The 26,781-nt window shown below is 44.2% G+C and carries 20 protein-coding genes; 13 read left to right on the top strand and 7 right to left on the bottom strand.

Going from position 1 to position 26,781, the window contains the following annotated elements:
• Window positions 1-45 precede the first annotated feature (45 nt).
• A complete protein-coding gene (tuf, locus tag CW735_RS16730; RefSeq protein WP_083595409.1) occupies window positions 46-1,230 on the top strand; it encodes an elongation factor Tu in 1,185 nt (394 codons plus the stop codon).
• On the opposite strand, the gene CW735_RS19640 is transcribed toward tuf, so the two are convergent.
• A complete protein-coding gene (locus tag CW735_RS19640) occupies window positions 1,222-1,578 on the bottom strand; it encodes a hypothetical protein (RefSeq protein WP_157812717.1) in 357 nt (118 codons plus the stop codon). The genes tuf and CW735_RS19640 overlap by 9 nt on opposite strands.
• Between CW735_RS19640 and CW735_RS16720 the strand changes: the two genes are divergently transcribed.
• Window positions 1,579-1,785: a hypothetical protein gene (locus CW735_RS16720; RefSeq protein ID WP_015068459.1), complete on the top strand. Its 207-nt coding sequence runs from the start codon at window positions 1,579-1,581 to the stop codon at window positions 1,783-1,785.
• A gap of 723 nt (window positions 1,786-2,508) precedes the next feature.
• Here the strand turns inward: CW735_RS16720 and CW735_RS16715 are convergent.
• Window positions 2,509-3,486: a transposase gene (locus tag CW735_RS16715; RefSeq protein ID WP_100972973.1), complete on the bottom strand. Its 978-nt coding sequence runs from the start codon at window positions 3,484-3,486 to the stop codon at window positions 2,509-2,511.
• Between the two features lie 555 nt (window positions 3,487-4,041).
• Here CW735_RS16715 and CW735_RS16710 point away from each other — a divergent pair.
• The 8 genes from CW735_RS16710 to CW735_RS16680 all read left to right on the top strand — a co-directional run bounded on the left by CW735_RS16710 (window position 4,042) and on the right by CW735_RS16680 (window position 16,289).
• Window positions 4,042-6,594, top strand: coding sequence for a sensor domain-containing protein (locus CW735_RS16710; protein ID WP_071980674.1), 2,553 nt, complete (start codon window positions 4,042-4,044; stop codon window positions 6,592-6,594).
• A 300-nt stretch (window positions 6,595-6,894) separates the two neighbouring features.
• On the top strand, window positions 6,895-8,241 hold the full coding sequence (locus CW735_RS16705) for an alkaline phosphatase PhoX (RefSeq protein WP_071980673.1): 1,347 nt from the start codon (window positions 6,895-6,897) through the stop codon (window positions 8,239-8,241).
• A 128-nt stretch (window positions 8,242-8,369) separates the two neighbouring features.
• Window positions 8,370-8,546, top strand: a complete 177-nt coding sequence (locus CW735_RS19635; RefSeq protein ID WP_156844084.1) for a hypothetical protein — start codon at window positions 8,370-8,372, stop codon at window positions 8,544-8,546.
• Between the two features lie 393 nt (window positions 8,547-8,939).
• A complete protein-coding gene (locus CW735_RS16700) occupies window positions 8,940-9,992 on the top strand; it encodes an aldo/keto reductase (RefSeq protein WP_100972972.1) in 1,053 nt (350 codons plus the stop codon).
• A 455-nt stretch (window positions 9,993-10,447) separates the two neighbouring features.
• Window positions 10,448-11,602: a Na/Pi symporter gene (locus CW735_RS16695; RefSeq protein WP_071980671.1), complete on the top strand. Its 1,155-nt coding sequence runs from the start codon at window positions 10,448-10,450 to the stop codon at window positions 11,600-11,602.
• Between the two features lie 446 nt (window positions 11,603-12,048).
• The gene (locus CW735_RS16690; protein ID WP_071980670.1) at window positions 12,049-13,236 is read left to right on the top strand and encodes a hypothetical protein; all 1,188 of its coding nucleotides are present in this window, start codon (window positions 12,049-12,051) and stop codon (window positions 13,234-13,236) included.
• Window positions 13,237-13,682: 446 nt separating this feature from the next.
• The gene (gene acs / locus CW735_RS16685) at window positions 13,683-15,629 is read left to right on the top strand and encodes an acetate--CoA ligase (RefSeq protein ID WP_071980669.1); all 1,947 of its coding nucleotides are present in this window, start codon (window positions 13,683-13,685) and stop codon (window positions 15,627-15,629) included.
• A 15-nt stretch (window positions 15,630-15,644) separates the two neighbouring features.
• Window positions 15,645-16,289, top strand: a complete 645-nt coding sequence (locus CW735_RS16680; protein WP_071980668.1) for a response regulator transcription factor — start codon at window positions 15,645-15,647, stop codon at window positions 16,287-16,289.
• 100 nt (window positions 16,290-16,389) lie between these two features.
• Here CW735_RS16680 and CW735_RS16675 read toward each other — a convergent pair whose 3' ends face one another.
• Genes CW735_RS16675 through rimK form a run of 4 tightly spaced genes read right to left on the bottom strand, consistent with a single transcriptional unit; the run spans window position 16,390 to window position 19,820 of the window.
• Window positions 16,390-17,361: an amino acid ABC transporter substrate-binding protein gene (locus CW735_RS16675; RefSeq protein ID WP_157812716.1), complete on the bottom strand. Its 972-nt coding sequence runs from the start codon at window positions 17,359-17,361 to the stop codon at window positions 16,390-16,392.
• A 22-nt stretch (window positions 17,362-17,383) separates the two neighbouring features.
• Window positions 17,384-17,818, bottom strand: a complete 435-nt coding sequence (locus CW735_RS16670) for an ATP-dependent zinc protease family protein (protein WP_100973295.1) — start codon at window positions 17,816-17,818, stop codon at window positions 17,384-17,386.
• 4 nt (window positions 17,819-17,822) lie between these two features.
• Complete coding sequence (locus tag CW735_RS16665; protein ID WP_100972970.1) at window positions 17,823-18,854, bottom strand: succinylglutamate desuccinylase/aspartoacylase family protein; 1,032 nt, start codon at window positions 18,852-18,854, stop codon at window positions 17,823-17,825.
• Between the two features lie 60 nt (window positions 18,855-18,914).
• A complete protein-coding gene (gene rimK / locus CW735_RS16660) occupies window positions 18,915-19,820 on the bottom strand; it encodes a 30S ribosomal protein S6--L-glutamate ligase (RefSeq protein ID WP_071980665.1) in 906 nt (301 codons plus the stop codon).
• Window positions 19,821-20,128: 308 nt separating this feature from the next.
• Here rimK and CW735_RS16655 point away from each other — a divergent pair, with 308 nt between their 5' ends.
• Window positions 20,129-20,854 (top strand): mechanosensitive ion channel domain-containing protein, encoded by a 726-nt coding sequence (locus tag CW735_RS16655; protein WP_232230511.1) that lies wholly within the window; start codon window positions 20,129-20,131, stop codon window positions 20,852-20,854.
• Window positions 20,855-20,901: 47 nt separating this feature from the next.
• Here CW735_RS16655 and CW735_RS16650 read toward each other — a convergent pair whose 3' ends face one another.
• Complete coding sequence (locus CW735_RS16650; RefSeq protein WP_071980664.1) at window positions 20,902-24,369, bottom strand: PAS domain-containing hybrid sensor histidine kinase/response regulator; 3,468 nt, start codon at window positions 24,367-24,369, stop codon at window positions 20,902-20,904.
• Window positions 24,370-24,627: 258 nt separating this feature from the next.
• On the opposite strand from CW735_RS16650, the gene CW735_RS16645 reads away from it, so the two are divergent.
• Together CW735_RS16645 and CW735_RS16640 are read left to right on the top strand one after the other, a co-directional pair.
• Window positions 24,628-24,894 carry a DUF4212 domain-containing protein gene (locus tag CW735_RS16645; RefSeq protein ID WP_071980663.1) on the top strand — a complete coding sequence of 89 codons (267 nt, stop codon included), beginning with the start codon at window positions 24,628-24,630 and terminating at the stop codon, window positions 24,892-24,894.
• 4 nt (window positions 24,895-24,898) lie between these two features.
• The gene (locus CW735_RS16640) at window positions 24,899-26,605 is read left to right on the top strand and encodes a sodium:solute symporter family protein (protein WP_071980662.1); all 1,707 of its coding nucleotides are present in this window, start codon (window positions 24,899-24,901) and stop codon (window positions 26,603-26,605) included.
• The last annotated feature ends 176 nt before the right edge of the window (window positions 26,606-26,781 follow it).

Below are 26,781 nucleotides of genomic sequence, written 5' to 3'. Positions count from 1 at the left end.
AAAAATTCAAAATTTTTTTAATGTAACTTTGCTGGGATAATAGAAATGGCAAAAGAAAAGTTTGAACGTACGAAACCCCATGTAAACGTGGGTACAATCGGCCACGTTGACCACGGTAAAACCACGCTAACTGCAGCTATCACTACTGTTCTTTCAAAGACATACGGTGGTTCAGCTCAAGCATTCGATCAAATCGATAACGCGCCTGAAGAAAAAGCACGTGGTATCACTATCTCTACGTCACACGTAGAATACGATACTCCATCACGTCACTACGCGCACGTTGACTGCCCAGGACACGCTGATTACGTTAAAAACATGATCACTGGTGCTGCTCAGATGGACGGTGCAATCCTAGTAGTTGCTGCGACAGATGGCCCTATGCCTCAAACTCGTGAGCACATCCTACTTGGTCGTCAGGTTGGTATTCCTCACATCATCGTGTTCATGAACAAATGTGACATGGTTGATGACGAAGAGCTTCTTGAGCTAGTAGAAATGGAAGTTCGTGAACTTCTTAGCGAATATGAATTCCCAGGCGATGACCTTCCAGTTATCCAAGGTTCTGCACTAAAAGCGCTTGAAGGCGACGCAGAATGGGAAAAGAAAATCATCGAACTAGGTGAAGCTCTTGATTCATACATCCCAGAGCCAGAGCGTGCAATCGATAAGCCGTTCATTCTTCCAATCGAAGACGTATTCTCAATCTCAGGTCGTGGTACTGTTGTAACAGGCCGTGTTGAGCAAGGTATCGTTAAAGTAGGTGAAGAAGTAGAAATCGTTGGTATCAAAGATACAACTAAGACGACTTGTACTGGTGTTGAAATGTTCCGTAAGCTTCTAGACGAAGGTCGTGCTGGTGAGAACGTTGGTGTACTACTACGTGGTACTAAGCGTGATGACGTAGAGCGTGGACAAGTACTAGCGAAGCCTGGTTCAATCAACCCACACACTAAGTTCGAAGCAGAAGTATACGTATTGTCTAAAGACGAAGGTGGCCGTCATACTCCATTCTTCAAAGGCTATCGTCCACAGTTCTACTTCCGTACAACTGACGTAACTGGTGCTGTAGAGCTTCCAGAAGGCGTAGAAATGGTAATGCCTGGTGACAACCTTAAATTCAAAGTAGAGCTAATTGCTCCGATTGCGATGGACGAAGGTCTACGTTTCGCAATCCGTGAAGGTGGTCGTACAGTAGGTGCTGGTGTTGTAGCGAAGATCCTAGACTAATCTAGACTTTGCAAACACTGCACAAGAAAGCGCACTTAGGTGCGCTTTTTTTGTTTGCCCAGCGAAGCTGGCAAACCCGTCAGGTTGAAAGAAACCTGAATCACCCTGACTGAGGGGAAGATAATCCGAATGGCAAGGGCGTTGTTGGCCAACGGCAGGGTCTGAAGGAAGCCATAGGAAGTTAGAGGTACACAACGCAAGTGAACCTGATTCGGCAAGACAGGAGGGTAAGCGTGCAAAATAGCGCGAAGCCCGATACTCAGTCAGTCCTGTTTTGTGTTTGAGGGTGGAATTTCTAACAGGGAGCCAGTGCAGTAACTGGGGAAGCCTGGCATTAGATCCAATCAAATGGTTGGACGTATCGTTCAAGGAGTGATCCAAGAATGTTGCGAGTGTGAGGTGGCAGATGAACCCGTAGTAGTGAGTAAGGCTAGGCCGATGAAAGCCAGTAATGGTGTGGAGGGTAAAACCAAGCCGACTATCAGCATTGTGTTTGATAGGATCTATTTTAGCCAAAAGCTTAAATGGATTGCGAAGGGGGGAAGCAGACTTTAAGACTCTGATGAGTTGTGAGTTTTTTTATCATTGATACACAAGCCGCCAGATCAGCGGGACAAGTCGAATCGGTGCGCTAGGAATAGTGATGTCTGGTGAGACAGGCCGTATATGGGAAGTAATTGTAGTCAAATTTGGTAGATTGCCTCAGTGCTAGAACGCCAAACCCTGCAATGAAAGTTACCACAATGTTAGAAAATGAACGATGTCCATAGGGCGCACGATACTAGATTGCAAATTAGCATTGTGTCACTTAGCAAGTGATATGAAGTATGCAGGAGCCGTATACGAGGCCCGTACGTACGGTTCTGTGAGAGGGATGAGGCGCAAGCCTCACCCTACTCGATATGCCTGTAAAAAATCTACTATTGAGACAGGCATGTTAATACTACTTATGTACCCCTCAATAGCTCTAAAAGGGGAAGCAGCTCTTTGTATCTCTTAAGCTTTTCCTAAAAGCTCCGGTCACTAATAAGACAGTCATATTAGGATCCCGCGGCCACTAGTAAGACAGTCACATTAGGGTTTCAGTAGGAACTCATAGGCACTGACTACATCTACGCTTTGTAAGTTTGTGAACGAAGGTTTTTTGGCGGATCTGAAGCTACATTGAATATGTGACAGCTTAAAATAGCTGGTAGTGGCACTCGGGGGACTGTATAGGGGCTATATAGCTGTTCAAAGCTCTCAGTGAGCAAGCACTCTTAAGAAGTAACGATAGGTTTATCCAAGTAAGCGCATAGCGCTTTTTCGTCCATGAACTCGCTGTTGATGTTGGTTGTGGGCGTACTGCTCGAGGTGAACAACTTTCCCCGCAGCGTGCTTGAAACAGTGTTCAAACTGGGTAGTTAACGTCAGCCATTTTTCATCGTCGATGCCAAGACGCACTAGAATGTGTGGCATATTGCTTTCTACTTTGCCGTGTTTAGTTGGAAGAATACACCGACTTGTTGTATCCACAAGCTGAAGGTAATCGCTAAGAGTGAAAGGTAAGCCATGGGGCCTATCTCGCTGTGAGTTGCCAGCAAAAGGCATGAGTCGTTTCGGTGTTTTACCCACCCTTGCAGCACGAATTCGGTATTGAATGCTGGTATGGTCAGAGGTTTCAGGCGTTTTCGCCACATTAGCGCGCACCGGGTTTAAATCGACGTAAGCCATACAGGCAGCTAGTGCAGACTCATCCAGTAGCGCCTGGGATTTAAATCTTCCCTCCCAAAAGTGTCCTGTACATTCATCTTCTTTATTAGCCGCGCGAGCAATGTATTCATTGAGTGCGCGCATAAACCAACTGATATCATAAAGTCGTGCTCGCCACACGCCTGCGGTATTTTCCACGGTATCTATCTGCGCCTCACTCAGCGCTTTTCGTGTCATGGGCGAGGCGTATTGCTGCGTTAACAAGGTTCCTCTGTACAATGAATGCCAGCGCTCAATAACCTCTTCTGTCGAGAGCGCTATCGCTTTCTCTTTATTCACATGCAGAACGATATGGGTATGGTTGCTCATTACCGCGTAAGCACAAACTTCTATCGCAAATACATCACTTAACACATGAATGCGGTCTTCAACCCACTTGCGGCGGTGTTCGAAGCTTTTTCCGTGCTCTGTTCCACATAAGAATGCGCGGCGAACACAACGAGATACGCAGTGATAATACGGTGTATCTGATAAGCTAATTTGAGACTTTCGGGCTTTAGGCATCGAGCTATTCTGACGTTTAATTGTGCTGATACCAGTTTGGAGTGCTACACCATCTAAAGAAAGTGTATTGAGGTACAGTTTTTTTGGTGGCTCAGGCTAATAGCGGCTCAGTCGTGACTGTCTTGATAGCGGTCTAGCCATGCCTGTCTTGGTAGTGACAGAAATGATCGAGCATTGCAAACATGCCTGTCTCAATAGATAGTCGGAGGACTGTCTACCCAAGTGACTAATTCGATGACAAGTACAAAAAGTACAAGTGTCTGTCTCAACAGGGCAAGTAAAATTGCCTGTCTCAATAAGAAGAAGAGTACGAACTTTTGGCGGTAGATGACATTCATCTATCTCCTCAAAGGTATATTAGTGTTTGCTTAGGTATTGTTTATAAAAGCTTTTTCTGGCGTTTTAATGCTCTTTTAGATTGACTATGTTACACACTCTACTATTCTCTTTATTATTGAAAAAAAGCCTTCATTTTTCTACTGTAGGTACAAATGAAAGAATCTTCTGCCTGGTTAAAGATATCATCGAGTCGACGGCTGGGCGCAAAAGGACGTTATGTTTACCCACAATGCTGTATTTGAGGAAGCCGAGTTTAGCCGGCTAGTTAGGGCCAATAAGCAAGTATTTGTCGATGAATTGCTTGAATATAATGCATCGCTAAAAGCTGACTTTTTGTTGCTTGGTGTCCGAAACGAAAATAGTGTTTCTGTGTTAGTTGGAATTCAACAGCAAACGCTGGTTAGTGATTTATCTGATTATGCATTGCAGGGCTCTCCTTGCGAAGAGGTTTTACAACGCGGTGTGTGTGCATTTTCCGACTCTGTACGCAGTCACTATCCCTGCGATAAGTCGCTTCAAAAAATAGCGGCAGAGGCTTATCTCGGCGCAGGACTTTTTAATGAAGAGGGGCGCAACGTAGGTATTTTAGCTGCGATTTTTACGTCCCCAAGACCTAACATTGAAGAGCACAAACCAGGCTTCAGTGCGAATGCAAAGCTCATTGCCACGCGCTTACAAAAGTACTATCAAGAATTCCGTACTATAAATAACTTATCTTTATTAGATGAAGTAAGTAGTCTCTCGAAAACCGGAGCGTGGGAATATTACCCTGCTGAAGATAAGCTATTTTGGTCCAAGGAAACCTATGCAATTCACGATATTTCATATAAAAAGCCAGTGAGTGTAAATGATGCTTTGTCGTTTTATAGCCAAGAATCAATAGAGTTAGTTGAGCACACCTTTGCCGAGTTGATAAAGCACAACACCTCGTACGATATTGAAGTTCAAATACTTTCGGCCAGCAATGTCAAAAAGTGGGTCCGAACATCGGGTAAACACGAGCTTGACGAAGAAGGGAATGTGAGGCGCTATTTCGGAGCCTTCGAAGATATCACCGATTATAAGAAAACAATGATCTTGAGCGAGGAGCGGGCTGGACGAATTCAAAATATTCTCGACAACATTAACGATGCGGTAGTAAGTATTTCTTCAAAAGGCATTATAAAACAATGTAACGACATCACGCTTTCCATGTTTGGCTACGCAAAAAACGAGCTTGTCGGGGAGTCTGTAGAAGTACTTATGCCCGAGCCATATGCATCAAACCACTCTCGTTACATGGCAAATTATGAGCGTACAGGGAATGCCAAAATTATAGGTACGGGCAGGCAGCTGCCTGCAAAGCGCAAAGATGGCTCAGTATTTCAGATGGAGTTATCGCTTTCTGAAAGCACCGATTTAGGCGAAAAGATTTACATTGGCGTAGTGCGTGATATCAGTGAGCGAATAGCAGCCCAAGATACAATTTATAACCTTGCTTATACCGATAGCGTTACACACTTGCGCAACAGTCAGTGGTTTCAAAAAGAATGCAAAGATTTGATTTTGCGTGCGGCCATTCATCATGAGTATATGCATATTCTTTTGCTTGATATGGACAATATGGCGCAGATAAATACGCGTTTAGGCTATAACAATGCTAATAACGCACTACGTGCTATTGCTGAAAAGTTACTGTTTATTATCGGCCACGACTACCACATTTATAAATTCGCAGGCGACAGCTTTATCGTCTTATCAAAGAAAACCTATAAAAAAGCGGACATTCATCATTTCAATGCCAGCATGATAGAAAATGCGTTAATTAACCCTCGGCACTATGATGTAGACATTAGCGGCGTGAACGTCTCGATGAGTGCTTCTCTTGGCAGCGCGATATTTGAAGCCAGTAAGCAAAACTATGAACGCATGATCAATGTACTTGAAAATGCGGTGAAGCGGGCTAAAAAATCAGCCCCCTTCGGCCTTTGTCATATTTCAGAAGATGGTATGGAGGAGTTAGATCGCTATTTGGCTATAAAGCTTCATCTGCGGCAAGCTGTGGCTAAGGACGAGCTATTGTTGGCATTGCAACCACAGGTAAATCATAGTGGTGAAACTACGTCGTTCGAAGCCCTAGTTCGCTGGCATTCTTCAGAACTTGGAGTCGTCAGTCCCGCAGACTTTATTTCCATTGCCGAAGAAAGCCATGTTATTTGCGATATCGGTAATTGGGTCATCGATGAAACACTAAACACCCTCAAACAGTTTATCGCTCGAGGGCTGGACTTGTGCGTTGCTATCAATATCAGCGCAAAACAAATTGTACTGCCCGATTTCGCCTCTTCTTTGATTGCAAGGATCAACTATTACGGTATTCCAAGCCAAATGCTAATTTTAGAGTTAACTGAAACCGCGCTAGTGGTAGATATCGAGACAGTAAAAAACACAATGAACGAATTGGCCAATTATGGTTTTCGCTTTTCTATTGACGACTTTGGCACCGGATATTCTAGCTTAGCTTACTTAAAAGAGTTGCCCATTAGTGAACTTAAGATTGATAAAATATTCATCGACGATATTGATAATAACAGCGCTAAAAAGGGAGCGCCTATTGTTGATGCCATTATTGAAATGGCAAGAGCGCTTAATGTCACATCAATCGCAGAGGGAGTAGAAACGCAAGAGCAGGTTGACTACCTCACGAGTAAGGGCTGTAATCGTTTTCAGGGCTACTATTTCTCAAAACCCCAATTTGTACAGCACTGGCATAACAGTGAGCTAGGGTGATAGCGCCTGTGATTGTTATGCCTGTCAGGCTATTTTCGTGCCTGTCACGATAGTGGTTTCCTGTCTGAATTCGACAATCAAAAATGCCTGTCTGAATTACATAGCCCAAGTTTGACATTATAGCTCGGTAACTTGAACACCAGTTCATGTATAAGTGATTCTGTTGCGCAATGACCAATTATTGCTAAGGCAGAAAGGTAAAATTTCTTTTAGTTGTTATAATATAACAAATGACAGTTTTACTATTAATTGATGTCAATTGACGCCCTCCTCAGCATATTTGTTTAATAGGTCCTTACTATGATTTCACGGCGACAGTTTATTTTGGGTTCTTTAGCGTTTGGAGGGTTGGCGTCAAGTGGCTTCGGCAAAAACCAATTGGGTCAGGCAACAGAAGGGGTAATGTCGATATCAAAAGGCTATGGAAATTTGCTTTCAGACAGCAATGGCTTATTGGATTTACCTAGAGGGTTTTCTTATCGCGTTATCTCTGAATTCGGGAATGCAATGTCTGACGGTTTGCATGTGCCAGACAGAGCAGACGGTATGGGGTGTTTAGCTCTTGACGATAATAGACTAGCGCTCATCCGCAATCACGAGTTACACCCAAAGCATATCGAGCAACAGCCTCCATCTATTCAACAGCATTCTCACTCTCTCGCATACGATACTTATAGTAGTGGAGTAGCCTTGCCAGGTGGTACATCAACAATAATTTACAATCTGTCTACTCAACGCGTTGAAAGGGAGTTTATGAGTTTGACTGGAACGGTGCGCAACTGTTCTGGCGGAGTTACTCCGTGGGGCACTTGGCTTACTTGTGAAGAGTCGGTTGATAAGCCAAATGGCTTGGTAAATAAAGAGCACGGGTATATTTTCGAGGTTCCAGCGTCGGCAACCTCTATGGTTCAAGCCGTGCCGTTAACAGCAATGGGACGTTTTAATCATGAAGCCGCAAGTGTTGATCCCCGCACCGGCATAGTTTATCTAACAGAAGATAGAGGCGACAGTGTCTTGTATCGCTTCTTACCAAACTCGCCTTCAAATCTCGCTGCCGGCGGTCAATTACAAGCGCTTAAAGTGTCTGGGCGTCCTCAGTTTGACTCTCGAAATTGGAATGCTACCACTATGCCGCTAGGAAAGTGGTTAAATGTTGAGTGGGTAGATTTAGAACATCCGGAAAGCCCCAAAGATAATCTCCGTATGCAGGCATTTGAAAAGGGCGCCGCGTTATTTGCCAGAGGCGAGGGTATTCATTGGGGAGAAAATGAGCTGTATTTTTGTTGTACCAATGGGGGGGAAATGCAGTTAGGCCAGGTAATGCGTTTAATGCCATCTGTTGATGGGAAAAACGACAGACTACAATTGTTTTTAGAAAGCAAAGATAAAAATTTGTATAACTTTGGCGATAATCTTACCGTGTGCCCCAATGGCCACTTGCTTGTATGTGAAGACCAATATACTGATGTGGTTGATAATCATCTACGCGGCGTAACGCCTAACGGTGAAGTGTATAATTTTGCAAAATTACACGCCCAAACTGAACTGGCTGGTGCCTGTTTCTCTCCCGATGGTCGAACCTTATTTGTTAATCTTTATTCTCCGTCGAAGACATTGGCTATAACGGGTCCTTGGATGATGAGTTAAAATCTATTGGCCTAATCGAATGTTTTCAATTTAATCATTATTATTGATTAAGCATAATGTGCCTGTCATTTTAAGAATTAGACATCTTAAGAATTAGACATCTTAAGAATTAGCTTTAGGAGAAAACGATGAGCACATTATTTACAAAGTTTACTACTTCAAAGTCACCTACTAACGTTGCGGAAAAAGTCCCGTTCAGTAAAAAAGAATGTAACTACGCTGATAATTATTATGGCGACCAAGTTTGCGTTGAAGTGAAGATTCAAAAGCCTCGAGTAAATCTTCACTTGGGCGTTCAAGCTTAGCAATGAAGTGTAATTCGGGCTGCGACTTGCTGATTTTGATAGATAAAATCATTTACTCTTTGAGAGAGCATGGTCTAAAAACCTCAATGGGCAGGGGGGAACTGGAAAGAATCCTCTAGGATAAAATTGTGACTATGCTACAAATCACTATGGCGACTCAATGTGTAAATAAAGTTAATTAGCGTTCTTTTCTTACGCATGTGTTAGTAAAAGTAAAATTGCAGTGCTGAATCCGCTCCTAGTCAGGAGAAAGAGGTTTACACATTTTTTACAGTCAGCTTAGTAAAAGTAACTAGGGTCTAGCCATGTAGATTTTCGAAGGGTAGTCTTAGGCTCACGTATGACTAATAGTGCCTTAGAAGGCACGAAAATAAAAATTGAGGTTTAGCTGCTATGAATTTCAATCGCTTGGGTTCTAGTGATTTGCAGGTGTCAGATATTTGCTTAGGTACTATGACTTGGGGCATTCAAAATACGCAACAAGATGCGGATGCTCAAATGGCTATGGCTCTAGACGCGGGTGTTAATTTTATCGACACCGCAGAAATGTATCCGGTACCGCCTAATGAGCAAACATACGGTGATACAGAGCGTATTATTGGTAACTGGATTGCTTGCAATCAAGACAAACGAGACGATATTGTCGTAATGACAAAAATCGCTGGGGCTGGACTTAAATACATCAGAGAAGCTACTCCCATTACAGGTTCTGCGGTAACTACTGCATTAGAGGACTCTTTAACTCGCCTGCACACCGATTATATTGATGTTTACCAGCTACACTGGCCGAATAGAGTTACCCCACATTTTGGTAAGCACTGGCCAGACGGCGCAGATCCTACGCGCATTGACCGCGAGAAAGAAATTGAGGGAATGCGAGATATTTTACGCGGCATCAAAGCTGCTATAGACGCAGGGAAAATTCGTTATTGGGGACTGTCTGATGATACTCCTTGGGGGATTCACACATTTTTACGATTGTGTGAACAAGAAAATGTGCCTTTACCCGTATCTATTCAAAACGAGTTTAGTTTATTGCACGCAAAAGATTGGCCCTATTTAATCGAAATGTGTGAGTGCGAAAATATTGCCTATTTACCTTGGTCGCCACTGGCTACTGGCATGTTAAGCGGCAAGTATCAAAACGGAGCCCGTCCAGAGGGTTCACGCTGGACATTGGCGCAGCGCATGGGGCTGTTTAGAGATCAAGCGCCAGCTCAGGCAGCTACTGCACAATATATGCAGGTGGCAGAAAAGGCTGGCATTACGCCTTCCCAACTAGCACTAGCATGGTGCCGACAGGTACCCGGAGTTACCTCCACTATTATTGGTGCTACAACATTAGATCAGCTATCGGAAAATATCGCTGCGTTTGACCTTACATTAACTGAAGACACTCTGAGTGATATTCATGGCATTTTAAAATCTTATCCACTGGGCTTTTAATTTTTATCGTCTAGTTTTGAGAATATCGAAATAGGACATAGAGTTACGGCAAAGAGCCAGGAGATAAAGTTAGCCTACAATGCCAGAGCCCAGAAGCTCTGGCTTATACTTGACTTGCCCTGGCGTGAACTTTGCCATAAACCCAGATTCAATTTTTAATCTAACGCCTAATCTAACGTCTGGTCTAGGCCCTAAAATAGAAACACTTATTTCAGTGTTTGCTGACGATAGGCTTTTGGCTCCTCTCTTTTAAATTCAAATTCTGTAATACCTAAAGCATTGTTGAGCCGATACTTTGCCTTGTCGTTAATGCATTAAATCCTAGCCTTACAAAAGTAATGCTTTGCAAAAACTCATAAGCCAATGAACCTATGTGCCGTCATTTATGTGTAACAAGCACGTCATACTATGGAAGTATCCGTATCTTTCTATTTATAGTGAAAAAGTAATTTTTTATGACCGTACTTGAGTCTGCAATTCTCGATGAACGTCCACTAGAAAATAAGCCGCAATGGTTACGTTGGATAGTACTTACTTTGCTTGTATACGTTATGTTGCTTGCAGTAAGTATGATTGGAAGTGGTTTTCAGTATGCAACCGGCGATCAAGCTCGCGAGTTATTTAATTTTGCATCGAACCCTATTATGGGTCTCATTATTGGCATGGTTAGCACTGCGCTTATTCAATCATCAAGTACAGTTACCTCAATTATTGTGGGCATGGTGGCGGGTGGTTTGCCTATTACCATAGCCATACCCATGATGATGGGAGCTAATATTGGTACCAGCATTACTAACACCCTGGTTAGCCTTGGGCACGTTAGGCAAAAAGAAGAGTTTCAGCGCGCGTTTAATGCAGCAACTATACACGACTTTTTCAATGTTCTATCGGTGCTTATATTCCTGCCTTTAGAAATGGCGTTTGGTGTTTTAGAGTTTCTTAGCGGCCAGCTCGTCGCACTAATTCATACCGGCGAAGCGATGGGTGTAGGCGGCGTTAATCCCATAAAAGCCGTAACAAAGCCAGTAACAGAGCTTGTTTCTGAATCTCTACAGTTTTTGCCCTCTGTGTATCCGGGAGTGGCGAAGATTTTTATCGGAATTCTACTCATAGTGGCGTCTATTACCTATATGGGCAAAATTATGAAGTCGCTTATGGTAGGAAAAGCGAAGGCGTTATTGCATAAAAGCATAGGGCAGGGCCCCTTATCTGGTATTGCGTCGGGAGCTATTGTCACCGTGTTAGTTCAATCGTCATCAACGACTACCTCTCTTATGGTTCCTCTAGTTGGTGCTGGCGTGTTAAAAGCACGAGATATTTATCCATTTACTCTTGGTGCGAACGTGGGAACTTGCATTACCGCACTTATTGCTGCACTAGGTGTAGTAGGTGTAAACAGTGGTTTCGCATTGCAAATTGCGCTGGTGCATCTCATTTATAATGTATTAGGGGTTACTCTCATTTACGGAGTTCGTTTTTTACGGGATATTCCCATAAATTTGTCCTATCAATTATCGGTACTTGCATCGGAACAAAAGCTCTATGGCGCAGCTTATGTTGGCGGCCTGTTCTTCATTATTCCGCTTGGCATTATTTTCACCTCTATGTGAATTTAACGCGAATAAGGTCGAGTGCTCTGCTTTTTGCCTAACGCAATATGATCTAATAAATAGCAAAGCGAGTCGTCCTACTCGATGCAAAGTGTGTTTATTCTTTATTTAATCCGTCGTTTTACACTTTGAACGAAATCAGATAGTTACTCTTTATTTCTATTCTGTGCTGCATAGAAATAACAAACGATTTTCCAGCTAATTACAGCTGAAAATGTAAATGCTCTCGGTACTTGAGTGATAAGACTTTGGTCGCAACAGCTATGATTTGTCGAGTGTTTTGCCTATTTTTAACCCACAATTGCTTTGTTGAATTTATGTTAACCGAAAGTTAACTCGGTGAATGATTCAAACTCAATTTTATAATCTCTGTGCTTTCACCATCGAACACAGGGTAATCAAGATAAAAATGATAGTGAACACTAAGAATAATTTTGGAGAACCACATGCTTAATCGTGTAGCTGCGTCTTGCGCACTTATTTTGATAAATAGTCCTGTTTACGCTTTTGATTTTAGTTTCAAGGGTATGATTAAATCTGAAGTGGTTACGTCTAGCCAAGGCGTAGCAAGTTTTGGCGGTGCCTACAGCCAAGTGGCACCCACACATGCGCTGAGAACGGATATCTTCGGTGGTGCGCCAGCTACGGAACAGCAAACAAACTTCTTGGAGTCAGAGTCAACATCTTTCCAAGCGGCTCAATCACGATTCTCATTAAATATGAATCATGAAAAAATAAGATCGGTACTGGAGTTTGATTTTATTGATGGTGAGGATGGGTTTACCAATCAAACTGCACTTCAGGCGCAAGAGCCTCGTCTTCGCCTAGCAACGCTTTACTACGATATGGATGAAAACTGGACTTTCTTCGGTGGGCAGAAATGGAGTACCGCAGCTGGTATTAAGTCGAGTGGTAGCTACAACTGGATTGGTAACGCCTACCGCGCAGGTAAGTCAGGGTTCTTAGCTGTAGAAGTAGGGGCAACATATAAGAACGACGGTTTAATGGTAACCGGCGCATTAACAGGAAAGGGCAGAAACGCCACAGCAGGTGGTATTAATGCGAACGAACTTGGCCGCATGCCTGGTTTGGCTTTGGATGTGAATTACAGTTTTTCTGGTCATAAAATTGGTGCAGCAGGTCATTTTGCAGAGCTCAACTTTGAAGACGAAGCTGGGTTTACTGCCGGTGAAAACCAAGATGCCACGCTAATGAAAGTTTATACCACCCTAAATTTCGGTGCAGTCAGCATAAATGCTGAATATTACACAGGTGATGCGCTGAATAATCAAAACGCTCTTGGTGTTGCTCCTTCATCGGGCTTGAACGGTGCAGGTGAAGTTCGCGAAAGCTTTGGTGAAAGCGGCTTCTTCACATACCTTACTTGGAAAGTGAATACAGATTCTACTATCAAGGTAGGTTACGCCAGTGCTTCTGTAGACTCTAGCGACCGTAACCGCTTGTCACTAACAGACCTAAATGAAAACACTACAGCCTATATAAACTATGGCCACAAGTTAATGGACGGTTTGACTGGGTTTGTGCAATTTACTCATTTCAATACCGAATACGGCGGCGATTTTGAGGACTTCTCAACGGTAGTAGGCCGTGCAGGTGTTGTCTTTAAATTTTAATGCCTGAGCGAGAAAACACGCTAAATTAGCCCGCCATTGTGTAACGCAATGGTGGGTGTACTTTTAAGTAATGCTTAGAAAGACAGGCATTTTTAAACATTATTTTAAACGTTAATGTGACTGTCTTAATAGCGGCCCTTGATGTGACTGTCTTGATAGTAGTCTTGCTGTCTGAAATTATGACTGTCTCGATAGAATTAGGAAGGTTTACTTATAAAGACAGGCACTCTAAAAGATTATTGTGACTGTCTTAATATGTAATTCGTATTGAGACAGGCACATTTAAGTAAGAAACAGCCTTAAGCGTTGAGCTGTAAGGTTTTTTGTGGATGATTCTTCGATAACGACTACCAGTAAGACCAATGTCTCATTTTTCTTTACTCATTAATGGCTAGAGTATTTCAACGAAATCGAGAATTTAACATTATAAATAATGGAGGCAATCTATGACTGCCAGCAAGACTTACCCCGTACCTGAAAATATCCTTCAATCTACGCATCTTACTGCCGCTCAGTATGATGACATGTACAAGAAGTCGATAGACGATCCAGAATCATTTTGGGCGGAGCATGCTGCACTACTGGAGTGGTACGAGGCGCCAACCAAAATTAAGAATACCGCTTTCGGTAAGAATGATGTGTCTATCAAATGGTTTGAAGACGGCTCATTGAATGCCAGCTACAACTGTATCGATAGACACCTAGAAAAAAATGCAACAAAAGTGGCCTTTCACTGGGAGGGGGATTCTCCCGAAGACAGCCTCGACGTCACTTATCAACAGGTGCATTACGAGGTATGCAAACTGGCTAACGCACTAAAAGGGATGGGCGTTGAGAAAGGCGATCGTGTAGCGATTTACATGCCTATGGTGCCTGAAGCCGCATACGCTATGTTAGCTTGCGCACGCATTGGCGCAGTCCACTCGGTTATTTTCGGCGGCTTCTCGCCTAACGCTATTGCAGATCGCATTAATGATAGCGCGGCTAAAGTTGTGATTACCGCCGATGAAGGACGCAGAGCAGGGCGCAGTATTCCGCTTAAAGCGAACGTAGATAAAGCGTTGGCAAATGGTGCCTGTCCATCTATTACTAATGTTATTGTTCATAAGCTAACCGGCGGTGATGTTGAGTGGAATAGTGCTCACGATGTGTGGTGGCATGAGGCCATCGATAGTTGTTCAGCACAATGCGAACCGGAAGTGATGAATGCTGAAGATCCGCTTTTCATACTGTATACATCAGGCTCTACTGGCACGCCAAAAGGGGTAGTGCATACAACAGGTGGGTATTTGCTGTACTCAGCCATGACATTCAAATACGCCTTTGATTACAAAGAAGATGATATCTATTGGTGTACCGCAGATGTGGGCTGGATAACCGGTCATAGCTACATGGTTTATGGGCCAATGATTAACGCGGCGTCGCAGGTATTTTTTGAAGGTGTACCTACCTACCCAGACGTTAAGCGTATAGCCCAAGTGGTAGAAAAATATAAGGTGAATAGCCTGTACACTGCGCCTACCGCAATACGTGCATTAATGGCACATGGCGATACACCAGCCGAAGGCTGTGACCTCTCGTCGCTTCGCCTGTTAGGCACTGTGGGTGAGCCAATAAATCCAGAGGCATGGGAGTGGTACCACCGCGTGATAGGACAAAACCGTTGCCCAATCATTGATACTTGGTGGCAAACGGAAACCGGCGGACATATGATCATGCCGTTACCGGGAGCAACAGAGCTTAAGCCGGGCTCTGCTACGCGTCCTTTCTTTGGCGTAGCGCCTGCATTGTTTGATGCCGATGGAAACGAGCTAGGAGGTGCCGCAGAAGGTAACCTAGTCATTAAAGACAGCTGGCCAAGCCAAGCCAGAACCGTTTACGGCGATCACCAGCGCTTTATCAATACCTATTTTAGCGCGTATACCGGTGTGTATTTCACAGGTGATGGTGCACGTCGTGATGAGGACGGTTGCTACTGGATAACCGGCCGTGTGGACGACGTGCTTAACGTTTCTGGACACCGTTTAGGCACCGCCGAAATTGAGAGTGCGCTGGTGGCCCATAGTAAAGTTGCCGAAGCGGCGGTGGTTGGCTATCCTCATGACATTAAAGGTCAGGGCATTTATGTTTACGTAAGTCCTAATGAGGGTGTAGAGGTAGATGAGGCACTGACTAAAGAGCTCAAAGCTTGGGTACGTCAAGAGTTAAGCCCCATTGCAACGCCTGATATTATTCAATGGTCTACTGGGCTTCCTAAAACACGTTCAGGCAAAATAATGCGTCGTATATTACGTAAAATAGCGGCTAATGAACACGAGCAACTCGGTGATACATCAACATTGGCGGATCCGTCTGTTGTTGATACACTCATAGAGGAGCGACTTAATAGATAATCAAGGAAAATGACAATGGTAACGCTTTTAATCGCAGATGATCACCCGCTGTATCGCGATGCATTAAGAGGCGCCTTATCGTTGTCGCTGCCCTCTTTAACACTCAAAGAGGCAGGCGACTTAACGTCAACGGTCGATATGCTTAATCAAGAAGATATCGACCTGTTATTACTCGATTTACACATGCCCGGCAGTAACGATCTGTTCGGGCTTCTTCATATACGCAAGCTTTACCCAGATATTCCCGTTGCTGTGGTATCAGGTACAGAAGACACCTCGTTGATTTCAAAAATCATTGGTGTTGGAGCATCTGGCTTTATTCCAAAAACTGCCAGCGCCCAAGACATTGGCAACGCCGTTGAGGCAATACTCGATGGCGATATATGGCTGCCCGAGGGGTTAAGCGACAGTGTTGATGATGTTGATGAAGCGTTTTCAGAACTGGCCGATAAAGTGGCTTCTTTAACGCCCTCTCAATACAAAGTGTTGTGCTACATGAGAGATGGGTTACTAAACAAGCAAATAGGCTATAACTTAGATATTGCTGAGGCAACGGTAAAGGCGCATGTTACCGCCATATTCAAAAAGCTGGGTATTAACAACCGCACACAAGCCGTACTTATCGCGTCTCAGCTAGAATTAGAGCCGCCGTCTCGTTAAGTCAGCCAGCATTGGAGCAGCCTCACTAAATCAAAAGCGCGACTTTAAAAGGTTACCGCTTGATTGAGATAGGGAAAGGCAGGCTGTAGCATTGCTTAGGTTATAGCTCTTTTTTAGTCTGTTTCGAGTCTTGCTCATCTGGTGATTCTTGCTCTGGCGTATTTTTCAACCTTGTAAGGCGAGGAACAAAGGTTTCTAACGCCATTCTACTTTCTTCATTTAAAAGCGGGTTATCGATATTAATTGTGGTGCGTCCTTCCATTAAGGCAAGGCTTTCTTGGTAACCTTCTTGGCTCAATAATAGCTGCTGAAAACTACCGGTTTCTATTAGCTGCAGTAAACCATCGGTGATGCGTTTGGCCAAGGGTTGATTATCACTACGAACGAAAAAAAACACAGGGCTTGGATAAGCAATAACGAGGTTGTTTTCCAATTGCAAGCCTCGACTAAGTTCAAGGTTGCTCATCTCTTCTTTCACTTCCATCACGCTGCGCGGGAACATGTCGGCGAAGCCATCTGCGACCATTTTAAACGAAGCGCGATAGTTGGTTTCAAGTACCGGTATTTGTGCATGACGAAAAATAGCTGTATCGGGCCAATCATAGCCCAGTGCAGCTCTAAAATTGCGTAATGTGTCTATGTCGATGTTCTTCGAAAAGCGTGTATCGTCACCGGCAATCAACAGCACTCTCTTGCCGTAAAGACCTGCCATGATGGGAATACGAATAGGCTGAAAGTAGGCTTCTCTGTCCTTAGAAGTAACGCTCCAAGTGACATCGAGCATGTCATGTTCTAAGCTTCTTAATTGGCGCTGTTGAGGGCTCTCTTGTTCGCTAACAATAAACTCAAAAGTGCCGTATTCTTTTTCAGTCACCGTTAAGGCGTTAAAAAGCAACTGCTTTGCATAGCTGTAAATGGCGTCCCGGCCGGGATGAATATTGGGCAGCCTTACTTGGGTGTGAACTCGTGGTATGTCGCTCTCGTCTGAGTTCTGGCGAGCAGAAACATCTGAAAGTGCAGTGATAAAAGATAAGAGCGAAAAAACAATAAGTGCCTTTCCTGGCAATCGCATACCCATTTACTCATTTCAAAAGTTAGTCTTTACCTGTGAGAAGATAGTCATACTCTGGGTCGACAATGAAATGCCCCGACATGCCCTCACGGCCTAAAAGCATGGAGTAGGTCATCTCTGAGCGGTCTGTTAACGTCAGTTGGATTCTCCATTGAAACCCATCCATGATGATATCTGTTAATATAACATAGCGCTTTTCTCGGGTTGCGGTGGAACTTTTTACCTTTTTTTTGCCAAATACTTCTGCTTCTCTTCTTACTACCGTGTCGACATTGTAAATATCAGGGTGAATGTCAAAGCGGATCCACAGCGTTTCATCACGGGTAAACTCTTCTATATTGTCGACATGAAGAGAGGAAGTGGCTGCTCCTGTATCTACGCGAACATTCAGCTCGGTAATAGCAAGTTGGGGTAAATCGCACACTTCAACTGCACCAATAAGTTTTTTATTTTTCATTTTTTTACTCAACAAGTGGCTCGTCTGTAGGTAATAAATTGTCTTGGTAAAGTTCAACGTGTTCTGCTACTTCATTAGGCTGTGAAAAATACGCAATGTGATAGATTGCCTCTCCCTCTTGCGTGAGAGGTATGTTTTGCTTGCCTATTACAACACCCTCGGCCGGGCTAATAATGCTGCCGATAATGTTGCCAAAAGGGTCGGCAATAGCCGCAAGTTTATCCCCTTTTACAACATGGTCGCCTAATTGTGCAAGATGGGTTACAAAACCGCTTTCAGCTGCACGCACCCAGCCGCTTTGTTGAGCGATAAACCGATTTATACTGTGGCCTTTACTGCGACTTTTATTCAGCATACCAAGGTGTCTCATGGTATTGATAATACCTTTCACGCCGGCCCTGATAGAAAACTCATCGTAGCGAAGTGCTTGGCCTGCCTCATAAAGCAAAATTTTAACGCCATTTGTGCTTGCGGCCTCTCTTAGCGAGCCTTCACGAATTTCAGCGTTAAGTAACACGGGAACGCCAAAGGCTTTTGCCATCTCAAGCACGTCTGCGTCGTCTAAATCTGCGCGAATTTGCGGCAGGTTGCTTCGGTGTATTGCACCGGTGTGAAGGTCTATTCCAACGTCACACTTGCTCACTACCTCGTTAAAAAAAAGATTTGCGAGCCTTCCCGCTAATGAGCCTTTTTTGCTTCCGGGAAAGCTGCGGTTTAAGTCTCGTCTATCAGGCAAGTAACGTGACTGATTTAACACACCATAGACGTTTACCATTGGCACTGCGATAAGGGTTCCGCGTAATTTCTCAATTGCCTTCGAGCGTATTAAACGCCCTACAATCTCTATGCCGTTTAGCTCGTCACCGTGAACGGCAGCGCTAACGAACATAACTGGCCCTGGGCGTTTGCCTCTTTTTACATAGACTGGAATACTCATATTGGTAGCCGTATAAAGCGGCGGCATTTCCAAGTCTATTTTCTTGGTTTCTCCTGGGGCGATATCGTGACCCCCAATCGTCAAAACATTACTTACCACTAAGGTTTTTCCTTCACAAATGGCATTTCAGCCTTCATTAACGATGAACGTTGCTATGTATTAACCTTTACCACGAGTTTTTGTTTTGTGTGGCTCGGCGCTTTTTTCAATAAACTCAATAATCATAGCTGCTACATCTTTATTGGTGGCTTTTTCTATACCCTCTAATCCAGGAGAAGAGTTAACTTCCATAACGACGGGGCCATTGTTAGAACGCAAAATATCTACGCCGCAACAATTTAACCCCATGGTTTTTGCTGCATCTATTGCTGTTTTACGTTCAGCAGGGCTTAATCTCACTAGGCTAGCTTGTCCGCCACGGTGTAAATTAGAGCGAAACTCGCCGGCTGCGGCCTGACGTTTCATTGCCGCGACAACTTTTCCGCCTACCACCAGGCAGCGAATATCACTTCCTCCGGCTTCTTTTATAAATTCTTGAACCAGAATGCTGGCGTTAAGCCCCATAAAAGCTTCAATTATAGATTCAGCGGCATTGTGAGTTTCTGCCAAAACCACGCCTATACCCTGCGTACCCTCAAGTAACTTAATAACAACAGGCGCTCCTCCCACGGTTTTTATCACATCATCTATTTTATCTGGATGATGGGCAAACCCTGTTCGTGGCATTCCAACCCCTTTACGAGAAAGCAATTGAAGAGAGCGTAGCTTGTCACGAGAGCGGCTGATTGCCACTGATTCATTAACACTGTATGTGCCCATCATTTCAAATTGACGCACTACTGAGGTGCCGTAAAAGCTTACCGACGCACCAATGCGTGGAATAACGGCGTCGTAGTAGGGAAGCTTTTTACCTTTATATCGAACAGAGGGTCTTGCGCTGGTGATATCCATGTAACAGTGCATGGTATCGATAACATCCACTTCATGACCTCTAGCTTTTCCTGCCTCAACAAGACGTGAAGTAGAGTAAAGTCGCGGGTTTCTTGACAGTATTGCAATGCGCATAGGTTTATTAGCCTTGATAAAATAATGAGTTCAGCTCTCGAATTAACACTACCGTTACATGTGAGCGATAAATGCGCAAGCTGTTTAGGACGCGCATACTAATCGAGTCTGTAGGGTCTGTCTTACAAATTTTTCTTATGGTGTCGATTGTTTTTATTTTATGAAGACTGTGGTTTTTGGCAGTAGCATATCGACTCTTCGCATTAGAATACGGGCTATTGGTGGCCTTGCAAAGATGTCATAGCGCTTTCGTGATAATGTGAGTATATAGCAATAATGAGAGCGCTAAGCGCTACGAAGGAATACATGTGGAGTACACTGGAGTGATGATTCAATGGTGGGACAATTTTCTGCAATGGGCAACGCAATATCAATCTAATATCGTGTTTAGTGTTTTGGTACTGCTCGTTTATTTGGTTATGTCAAAAAAGCTGCTGCCGAAAATTGAAAACGACATTGCGAAATCGAAGCTTAAGTCTCACAGTGCATTGAAAGGACTATTTGCTGCTAAAGTAATAGCGGCAACAGTGTCCCTTTGTTTGCTATTGCTTGCTTGGGGAATAGACTTTTCAGGCCTTCTTGTCTTATCCACATCTATTATAACGGTTACAGGGGTAGCGCTGTTTGCCAGCTGGTCGTTAATCAGCAATATAACAGCCTACTTCATATTGCTTACGAATGTATCTTACAGACGAGGCAATTACTTACGCATTATCGATGGTGATAATTTTGTTGAGGGGTTTATTGCCGATATCGGGCCATTCAGTACTCGCCTGGTCACGCTTGAACGTGAAACTATTATGTATCCTAACAACCTCATTCTCACTCGGCCTGTTATGTTAAACCCCAAAGTAAAATGGGACAGCATAGGAAAAGTGGTTGCTAAAACGAACGCCATGTTAGAGGCTAATTCGACTGAGGCTAATTCGACCGCTAAGGAAAAAACACGCCCAGCTACCCATGCCGCTAGCAATGCCAGTGATCATGCTGCAGGCCAGGCCGCAGAGCAGGCCCAGTCAAATGAGGAGCGGTAGTAGGCAGTACTTGTATTCGTCTATTTAATCAGTATCTCTATGCAGTTCTAATCGCTACTGCCTTCATTTGCATCTACGTTTTTTGCCTCGCGAATGTAGCGCGTCATGCTTTGCAATAACGCTCTTAATTTTGCAGGCTTCAGCGGCTTCGCTAAAAAGTTTACTCCCTGCTCTTTGCATTGCACCACAAGACTTTCATCAGGCGTTGCGGTAATCAGAGCGGCGGGTACAACAACGTTTAATTTGGTTCTAATAGTATCAATAAGAGCAAGCCCGTTTTTGTCATCTTCATGGCTTAGCTGGTAATCCATTAGTAATATTTGAGGTTTAACTGACTCGGCAAGAGACAACGCATCATCCCAATTATTAGCCAGATAAACCTTAACGCCCCATTTCTCAAGCAAGGTGCTAAGTGCGTCTAAATTTTCACGTTGATCGTCCACACACAGCACCTGCATACCGCTAAAGGTTGTATTTTTTGGTTTATTACTAATAGCTGAGGTGGCTTTAGGGGCAGCTTTATTGAGCGAGAACATAAAGCTACTGCCCTTACCTAAGTGTGAACGCACCTGTATTTTGGTGTCGAGCTGTAAACTCAAGCGCCTTACCACACCAAGGCCTAGGCCTAAACCATGTTCCTTACTTTCATTGGCGCGGAAAAAGTCGCCAAATATGGTGTCTAGTTTGTCGCTAGAAATACCGATGCCTGTATCTAAAATCTTAAAATATACAGTGTCGTTAACCGATTTGACCACAAATAAAACTCTTCCTTTTTCGGTGTATTTCACCGCATTTGACAACAAGTTTTGCAGTATTCTGTACAAGTATGTTTTGTCGGCCCGCACCCAACAAGGTCTAATAATGGCTTTTAGCTCTAAACCTTTGTCTTTAGCCCGCATCGCCATTTCATCTACCAGGGGAGTGAGCAGGGCGCTCACATCAACAGACTCGATGTCTGGTTTCATTTCGCCCTGATCTAACCGTGCTATGTCTAGCAACGTACCTATCAAAGCCTCGCTAGACGAGACGCTATGACTTAGCTTTTTGATAATGGCATGAGTTTGCTCAGATAAGTCTTGCTCTTCCAATGCGCTAACGTATAGCTTAGCGGCATTAAGAGGTTGTAAAACATCGTGGCTGGCAAGCGCAAGGAAACGAGTTTTACTGGCGTTGGCATCTTCTGCTGCTTTGCGGGCTCTTATCAGCTCTTTTTCGGCCCCCGAACGTTTTTCGATTTCAAGGCGAAGCTCAGCATTAATTGAATGCACTTCTTCTGTGCGCTTTTTTATTCTCGCTTCAAGGTCAATATTAGACTCTTCTAGCGCCTGCTGAATTTCTACGTGCCCGGTGATATCGTTAAAGCTAGTTACAAAGCCACCGCCAGGCAGAGGGTTGCCCACCATCTCTATTACCCGCCCGTCCTTACGCTGGCGCGTAAAGCGATGTGGCATGCCCGAGCGCAAGTGTTCTAGGCGTTTTTCCACCTCGGATTCTACGTCAAAAGTGCCAAACTCTCCCTGTGAGGCGTTATAGCGAATAAGCCTTTCAATAGGAACGCCAACGGTAAGTAAGTCATCGGGGTAGGGGTACAGATTAGAGTAGCGTTTGTTCCATGCCACTAAGTTTAAATGCTTATCGACAACGCTGATCCCTTGATCCATATTTTCAAGCGAGGTTAAAAGGGCCGTCATGTTAAATTGCATGGCCTGAGTGGTGTCATCAAAGAAGTTGATAATTTCAGTGAAGTCCATCTTTTTGCCGCGCAGCGCACTATCGAGTAAAACCTTTGCACTTGATGCGCCGATAACCCCCCCGAGCGCACGCTCGCAAAACGACAAGAAGTTCTCGTTTGGTGTGTCTTGTTCGTTAAGTTCGCAGTGATTTAACTGCTGATATTGCTCAACGAGCTGTATACATCTGCCCGCTCCCATAAAAGTAGAGAGTAAGGTGGTTAAATCTGCCACTTTTACGTTGGTAGCCTGAGATTTCACCGTATTGTTAGCAGACATAGTAGGTGATACAAAGGCTTCTGCTTGAATGCGATCGATAAGGCGCTGTGGTGCAAACCACGAAAACAGTATGTACATAAGGGAATTGGCAGCAAGGCTTATCATGGCGCCTTGGCTGATAAGTTCGTTTTGTTCTAAACGCGAGACTTGCTCGCTGACAATTGGCAGAACTAGCCATAGTACCCAAATGATAAGCCCTACCATCAGGCCAGCATACACCCCATGAGCGTGAGCGCGTTTCCAGTAAAGCCCGCCTACGATAGCGGGTAGCAACTGAATAACCAATGAAAATGCAATAAGACCAATAGAGTGCAGCGAGCGACTGCTCGTCATTTGCTGGTGGTACAAAAAAGCCATCAGCAGAATAGAGGCAATCACAATGCGACGTATTAATTTTATTCGGCGAGAAATATCCCGCTTTCTACCTGAGTCTTCGGTAAATGCGAGTATGCGAGGTAAAATAACGTCGTTGGTGAGCATAGTACTTAGTGTAAGCGTGGCCACGATGATCATGGCGGTAGCTGCAGAAAGCCCTCCTACAAATACGATAACTTGCAGTAGCGCAGACTCTGAGAACATGGCTAAAGAAAGTACATAAGAGTCTGGCTCTACACTGGTACCCGCAAAAATAGCTTTCCCTGCAATAGCGATAACAGGAATAACCGCAGAAATGATGATCAGATAAAGCGGAAACAGCCACCGCGCAGTGCGCAAGTGAGACAAGCTAAGGTTATCAATAATTGCTACGTGGAATTGTCTGGGCAAACACACAATGGCCGCGGCGGCCATAATGGTTTGTGCAATGAAAGTAAACGAGCTGAATTGCGACATCGCAGCTTCGTTCAAAAAACTTTCAAAAAATGGTCCGCTTTGGGTGTTTTTCCATGCGCTGTACCCTACAAACGCCACCAATACCAGTGCCAGTAGTTTTACTGATGACTCAAAAGCGATGGCAAGCATCAGCCCGCGGCGATATTCGGTGACGTCGGTCTGACGGGTACCAAAATAGATAGCAAACACGGCTATAAAAGCAGTAGCAGCAATAATGATAATATCGTTTTTGGGCTGCTGTGTAAGCAGTTGAAACGTTAATCCAACGGCTTTTAATTGTAGTGCTATGTAGGGAATAGTAGCGAGTAAAGCAATAATGGTAACAAGTAAGGCCACGGTTTGACGTTTGCCGTAGCGCGATGCAATGAAGTCAGAAATGGTAGTTATATGCTGCTTTTTACTCACAAGGGTAAGCTTATAAATAAACTTATACCCAATGACGTACACCAAAATTGGCCCCAACATAATAGGCAGGTAAATCCAGGTGTCTCTACTTGCCTGTCCTACCATGCCAAAAAATGTCCATGCTGTGCAGTAAATAGCAAGAGCAAGAGAGTAAACCGCAGGATGTGAGGTTAGTGCACGTGCTGTAGGCGAGTTTTTTTCACCCCAACTCGCGAGGGAGAAAAGTAAGAAAAGATAAAGTACTGCCAGTGTAACCCAACCAAAAACCATAGCGCTTCCGTTAACCTTATTTTTACAACTCTGTGTCTATTATACCTATTGAGACCATCGTCTACCTACGACCATGGTCTCATTTTTAAATTTAACACGCAGGTCTAAAGTGATATCCAACCTCCTAAAAGCTTGGCTTTGCTGCATGATGGGTTTGCATTTAACAGTGTGAAATTTGAAGCGGCAACCACACAAAAGCTGAGCGTTAGGAAAATGTAAAAAAACAACAACCGATTAACCTGACGTGGGGACGGACAAATGGCATTTAGAAATGATGATGACAAAAAAGCATATTGGAAGGAGAACTTAGCGCTCCTTTTCAAACTTTTAGTCATTTGGTTTGCAGTGTCGTTTGGTGCGGGCATTTTATTTGCCGACGCATTAAACAACATCCAATTCTTTGGTTTCAAACTGGGCTTCTGGTTTGCACAACAAGGTTCCATTTTAGTATTTGTTGCTCTTATTTTTGTCTATATGGCCAAAATGAACGCGATGGATAAACGCTATGGCGTAGACGAGGAGTAAAACAATGGATCTTCAAACACTCACCTTTATTATTGTTGGCGCAACATTTGCGCTTTACATCGCAATTGCCATTTGGGCAAGAGCAGGTTCAACGAACGACTTTTACGTAGCAGGTGGCGGCGTTCCTCCCGTGCTTAACGGTATGGCAACTGCTGCCGACTGGATGTCCGCGGCATCCTTTATCTCCATGGCTGGTCTAATATCTTTCATGGGTTACGATGGTGCTGTTTACTTAATGGGCTGGACTGGCGGATACGTACTGCTTGCACTTTGCCTAGCACCTTACCTGCGTAAATTCGGTAAATTTACTGTACCCGATTTCATTGGTGACCGCTACTATTCGCAAACCGCTCGAACCGTGGCAGTATTCTGCGCCATCTTCGTGTGCTTTACTTATGTTGCCGGCCAAATGCGTGGCGTAGGCGTTGTGTTTAGTCGCTTCCTTGAAGTAGATATCGTTACCGGCGTTGTAATTGGGATGGTTATCGTATTCTTCTATACCGTTCTTGGCGGTATGAAAGGGATTACATACACTCAGGTTGCACAGTTCTGCGTAATGGTATTTGCGTATGTTGTTCCAGCAGTATTTATCTCAATTATGGTAACGGGTCACATCTTACCGCAGACCGGATTCGGTGCCACATTAGCTGATGGTTCGGGCATGCATCTTCTGCAAAAACTCGACAACCTCTCCACCGACTTAGGCTTCCACGAGTACACCACAGGTACCAAAAGTACCATAGACGTATTCTTCATTACATTTGCACTTATGGTGGGTACGGCAGGCCTACCTCACGTTATCGTTCGCTTCTTTACTGTGCCTAAGGTTCATGATGCTCGTAAATCAGCAGGTTATGCCTTAGCGTTTATCGCCATTGTTTATACAACCGCACCGTCACTTGCAGCGTTCGCTCGTGTGAACATGATTGAAACTATCAATGGTCCAGAACTCACAGGTACAAGTTATGAAGAAGCGCCGACGTGGATTAAGAACTGGGAGCAGACCGGCCTTATCGAGTTTAACGATAAGAATGGTGATGGTGTTATGTTCTATTCTGGTGACGAGCGTAACGAGATGAAAGTAGACCGCGATATCATGGTACTTGCTAACCCTGAAATTGCGAATCTTCCAGCGTGGGTAATTGCCCTAGTAGCTGCCGGTGGTGTTGCCGCTGCGTTGTCTACATCGGCAGGTCTATTGCTGGTAATCTCTACATCGGTGTCGCATGACCTATTGAAACGAAACTTTGCGCCTAATATTACCGATAAAGCGGAGCTGTTCTATGCCCGACTCGCTGCGGGGGTTGCCATAGTGATTGCAGGTTACTTTGGTATAAATCCGCCCGGATTTGTTGCGCAGGTGGTCGCCTTTGCCTTCGGCTTAGCTGCATCAAGCTTCTTCCCTGCGATTATTATGGGTATCTTCAGTAAACGTATGAATGATAAAGGCGCTGTGGCGGGTATGCTTGCGGGTATTGCTTTCACCGCTGCCTACATCATTTACTTCAAGTTTGTTAACCCAGCGGCGAATGTTCCAGCAAACTGGTGGTTTGGTATCTCACCTGAAGGTATTGGTACATTGGGTATGATGGTTAACTTCTTGGTGGCATTCCTAGTCTTTAAAGTGACAGACGATGCGCCAGAAGAAATCCAAGAGTTGGTTGAGAGTATTCGCTATCCTAAGGGAGCGGGTGAAGCCTCTGCACACTAAGTATTAATAGGTAATACAGGTAACACCTTGCGATGCTAGCAGATGGCAAGTATCGCAAGGAAACCAACAATAAAAGAAAGCCAGCCTTCTAGTATTATTTAGTCGGTTGGCTTTTTGTTTTAGTAAGACCCTAACGCCGTTGCTGCTTTTTTTACGAAACAACGTCGTAGCTACTT

Origin of the sequence: Alteromonas sp. MB-3u-76 (assembly GCF_002831605.1) — a bacterium.
GTDB lineage: Bacteria > Pseudomonadota > Gammaproteobacteria > Enterobacterales > Alteromonadaceae > Alteromonas > Alteromonas hispanica.
The sequence above is the reverse complement of the archived record's forward strand: the minus strand, read 5'-3'. Positions and strand labels throughout refer to the sequence as shown.

Coding starts and splice junctions, on each gene's coding strand:
- tuf (WP_083595409.1), top strand. CDS start 46: ATGGCAAAAGAAAAGTTTGAACGTACGAAACCCCATGTAAACGTGGGT.
- CW735_RS16720 (WP_015068459.1), top strand. CDS start 1,579: ATGGTTGGACGTATCGTTCAAGGAGTGATCCAAGAATGTTGCGAGTGT.
- CW735_RS16715 (WP_100972973.1), bottom strand. CDS start 3,486: ATGCCTAAAGCCCGAAAGTCTCAAATTAGCTTATCAGATACACCGTAT.
- CW735_RS16710 (WP_071980674.1), top strand. CDS start 4,042: ATGTTTACCCACAATGCTGTATTTGAGGAAGCCGAGTTTAGCCGGCTA.
- CW735_RS16705 (WP_071980673.1), top strand. CDS start 6,895: ATGATTTCACGGCGACAGTTTATTTTGGGTTCTTTAGCGTTTGGAGGG.
- CW735_RS19635 (WP_156844084.1), top strand. CDS start 8,370: ATGAGCACATTATTTACAAAGTTTACTACTTCAAAGTCACCTACTAAC.
- CW735_RS16700 (WP_100972972.1), top strand. CDS start 8,940: ATGAATTTCAATCGCTTGGGTTCTAGTGATTTGCAGGTGTCAGATATT.
- CW735_RS16695 (WP_071980671.1), top strand. CDS start 10,448: ATGACCGTACTTGAGTCTGCAATTCTCGATGAACGTCCACTAGAAAAT.
- CW735_RS16690 (WP_071980670.1), top strand. CDS start 12,049: ATGCTTAATCGTGTAGCTGCGTCTTGCGCACTTATTTTGATAAATAGT.
- acs (WP_071980669.1), top strand. CDS start 13,683: ATGACTGCCAGCAAGACTTACCCCGTACCTGAAAATATCCTTCAATCT.
- CW735_RS16680 (WP_071980668.1), top strand. CDS start 15,645: ATGGTAACGCTTTTAATCGCAGATGATCACCCGCTGTATCGCGATGCA.
- CW735_RS16675 (WP_157812716.1), bottom strand. CDS start 17,361: ATGCGATTGCCAGGAAAGGCACTTATTGTTTTTTCGCTCTTATCTTTT.
- CW735_RS16670 (WP_100973295.1), bottom strand. CDS start 17,818: ATGAAAAATAAAAAACTTATTGGTGCAGTTGAAGTGTGCGATTTACCC.
- rimK (WP_071980665.1), bottom strand. CDS start 19,820: ATGCGCATTGCAATACTGTCAAGAAACCCGCGACTTTACTCTACTTCA.
- CW735_RS16650 (WP_071980664.1), bottom strand. CDS start 24,369: ATGGTTTTTGGTTGGGTTACACTGGCAGTACTTTATCTTTTCTTACTT.
- CW735_RS16645 (WP_071980663.1), top strand. CDS start 24,628: ATGGCATTTAGAAATGATGATGACAAAAAAGCATATTGGAAGGAGAAC.
- CW735_RS16640 (WP_071980662.1), top strand. CDS start 24,899: ATGGATCTTCAAACACTCACCTTTATTATTGTTGGCGCAACATTTGCG.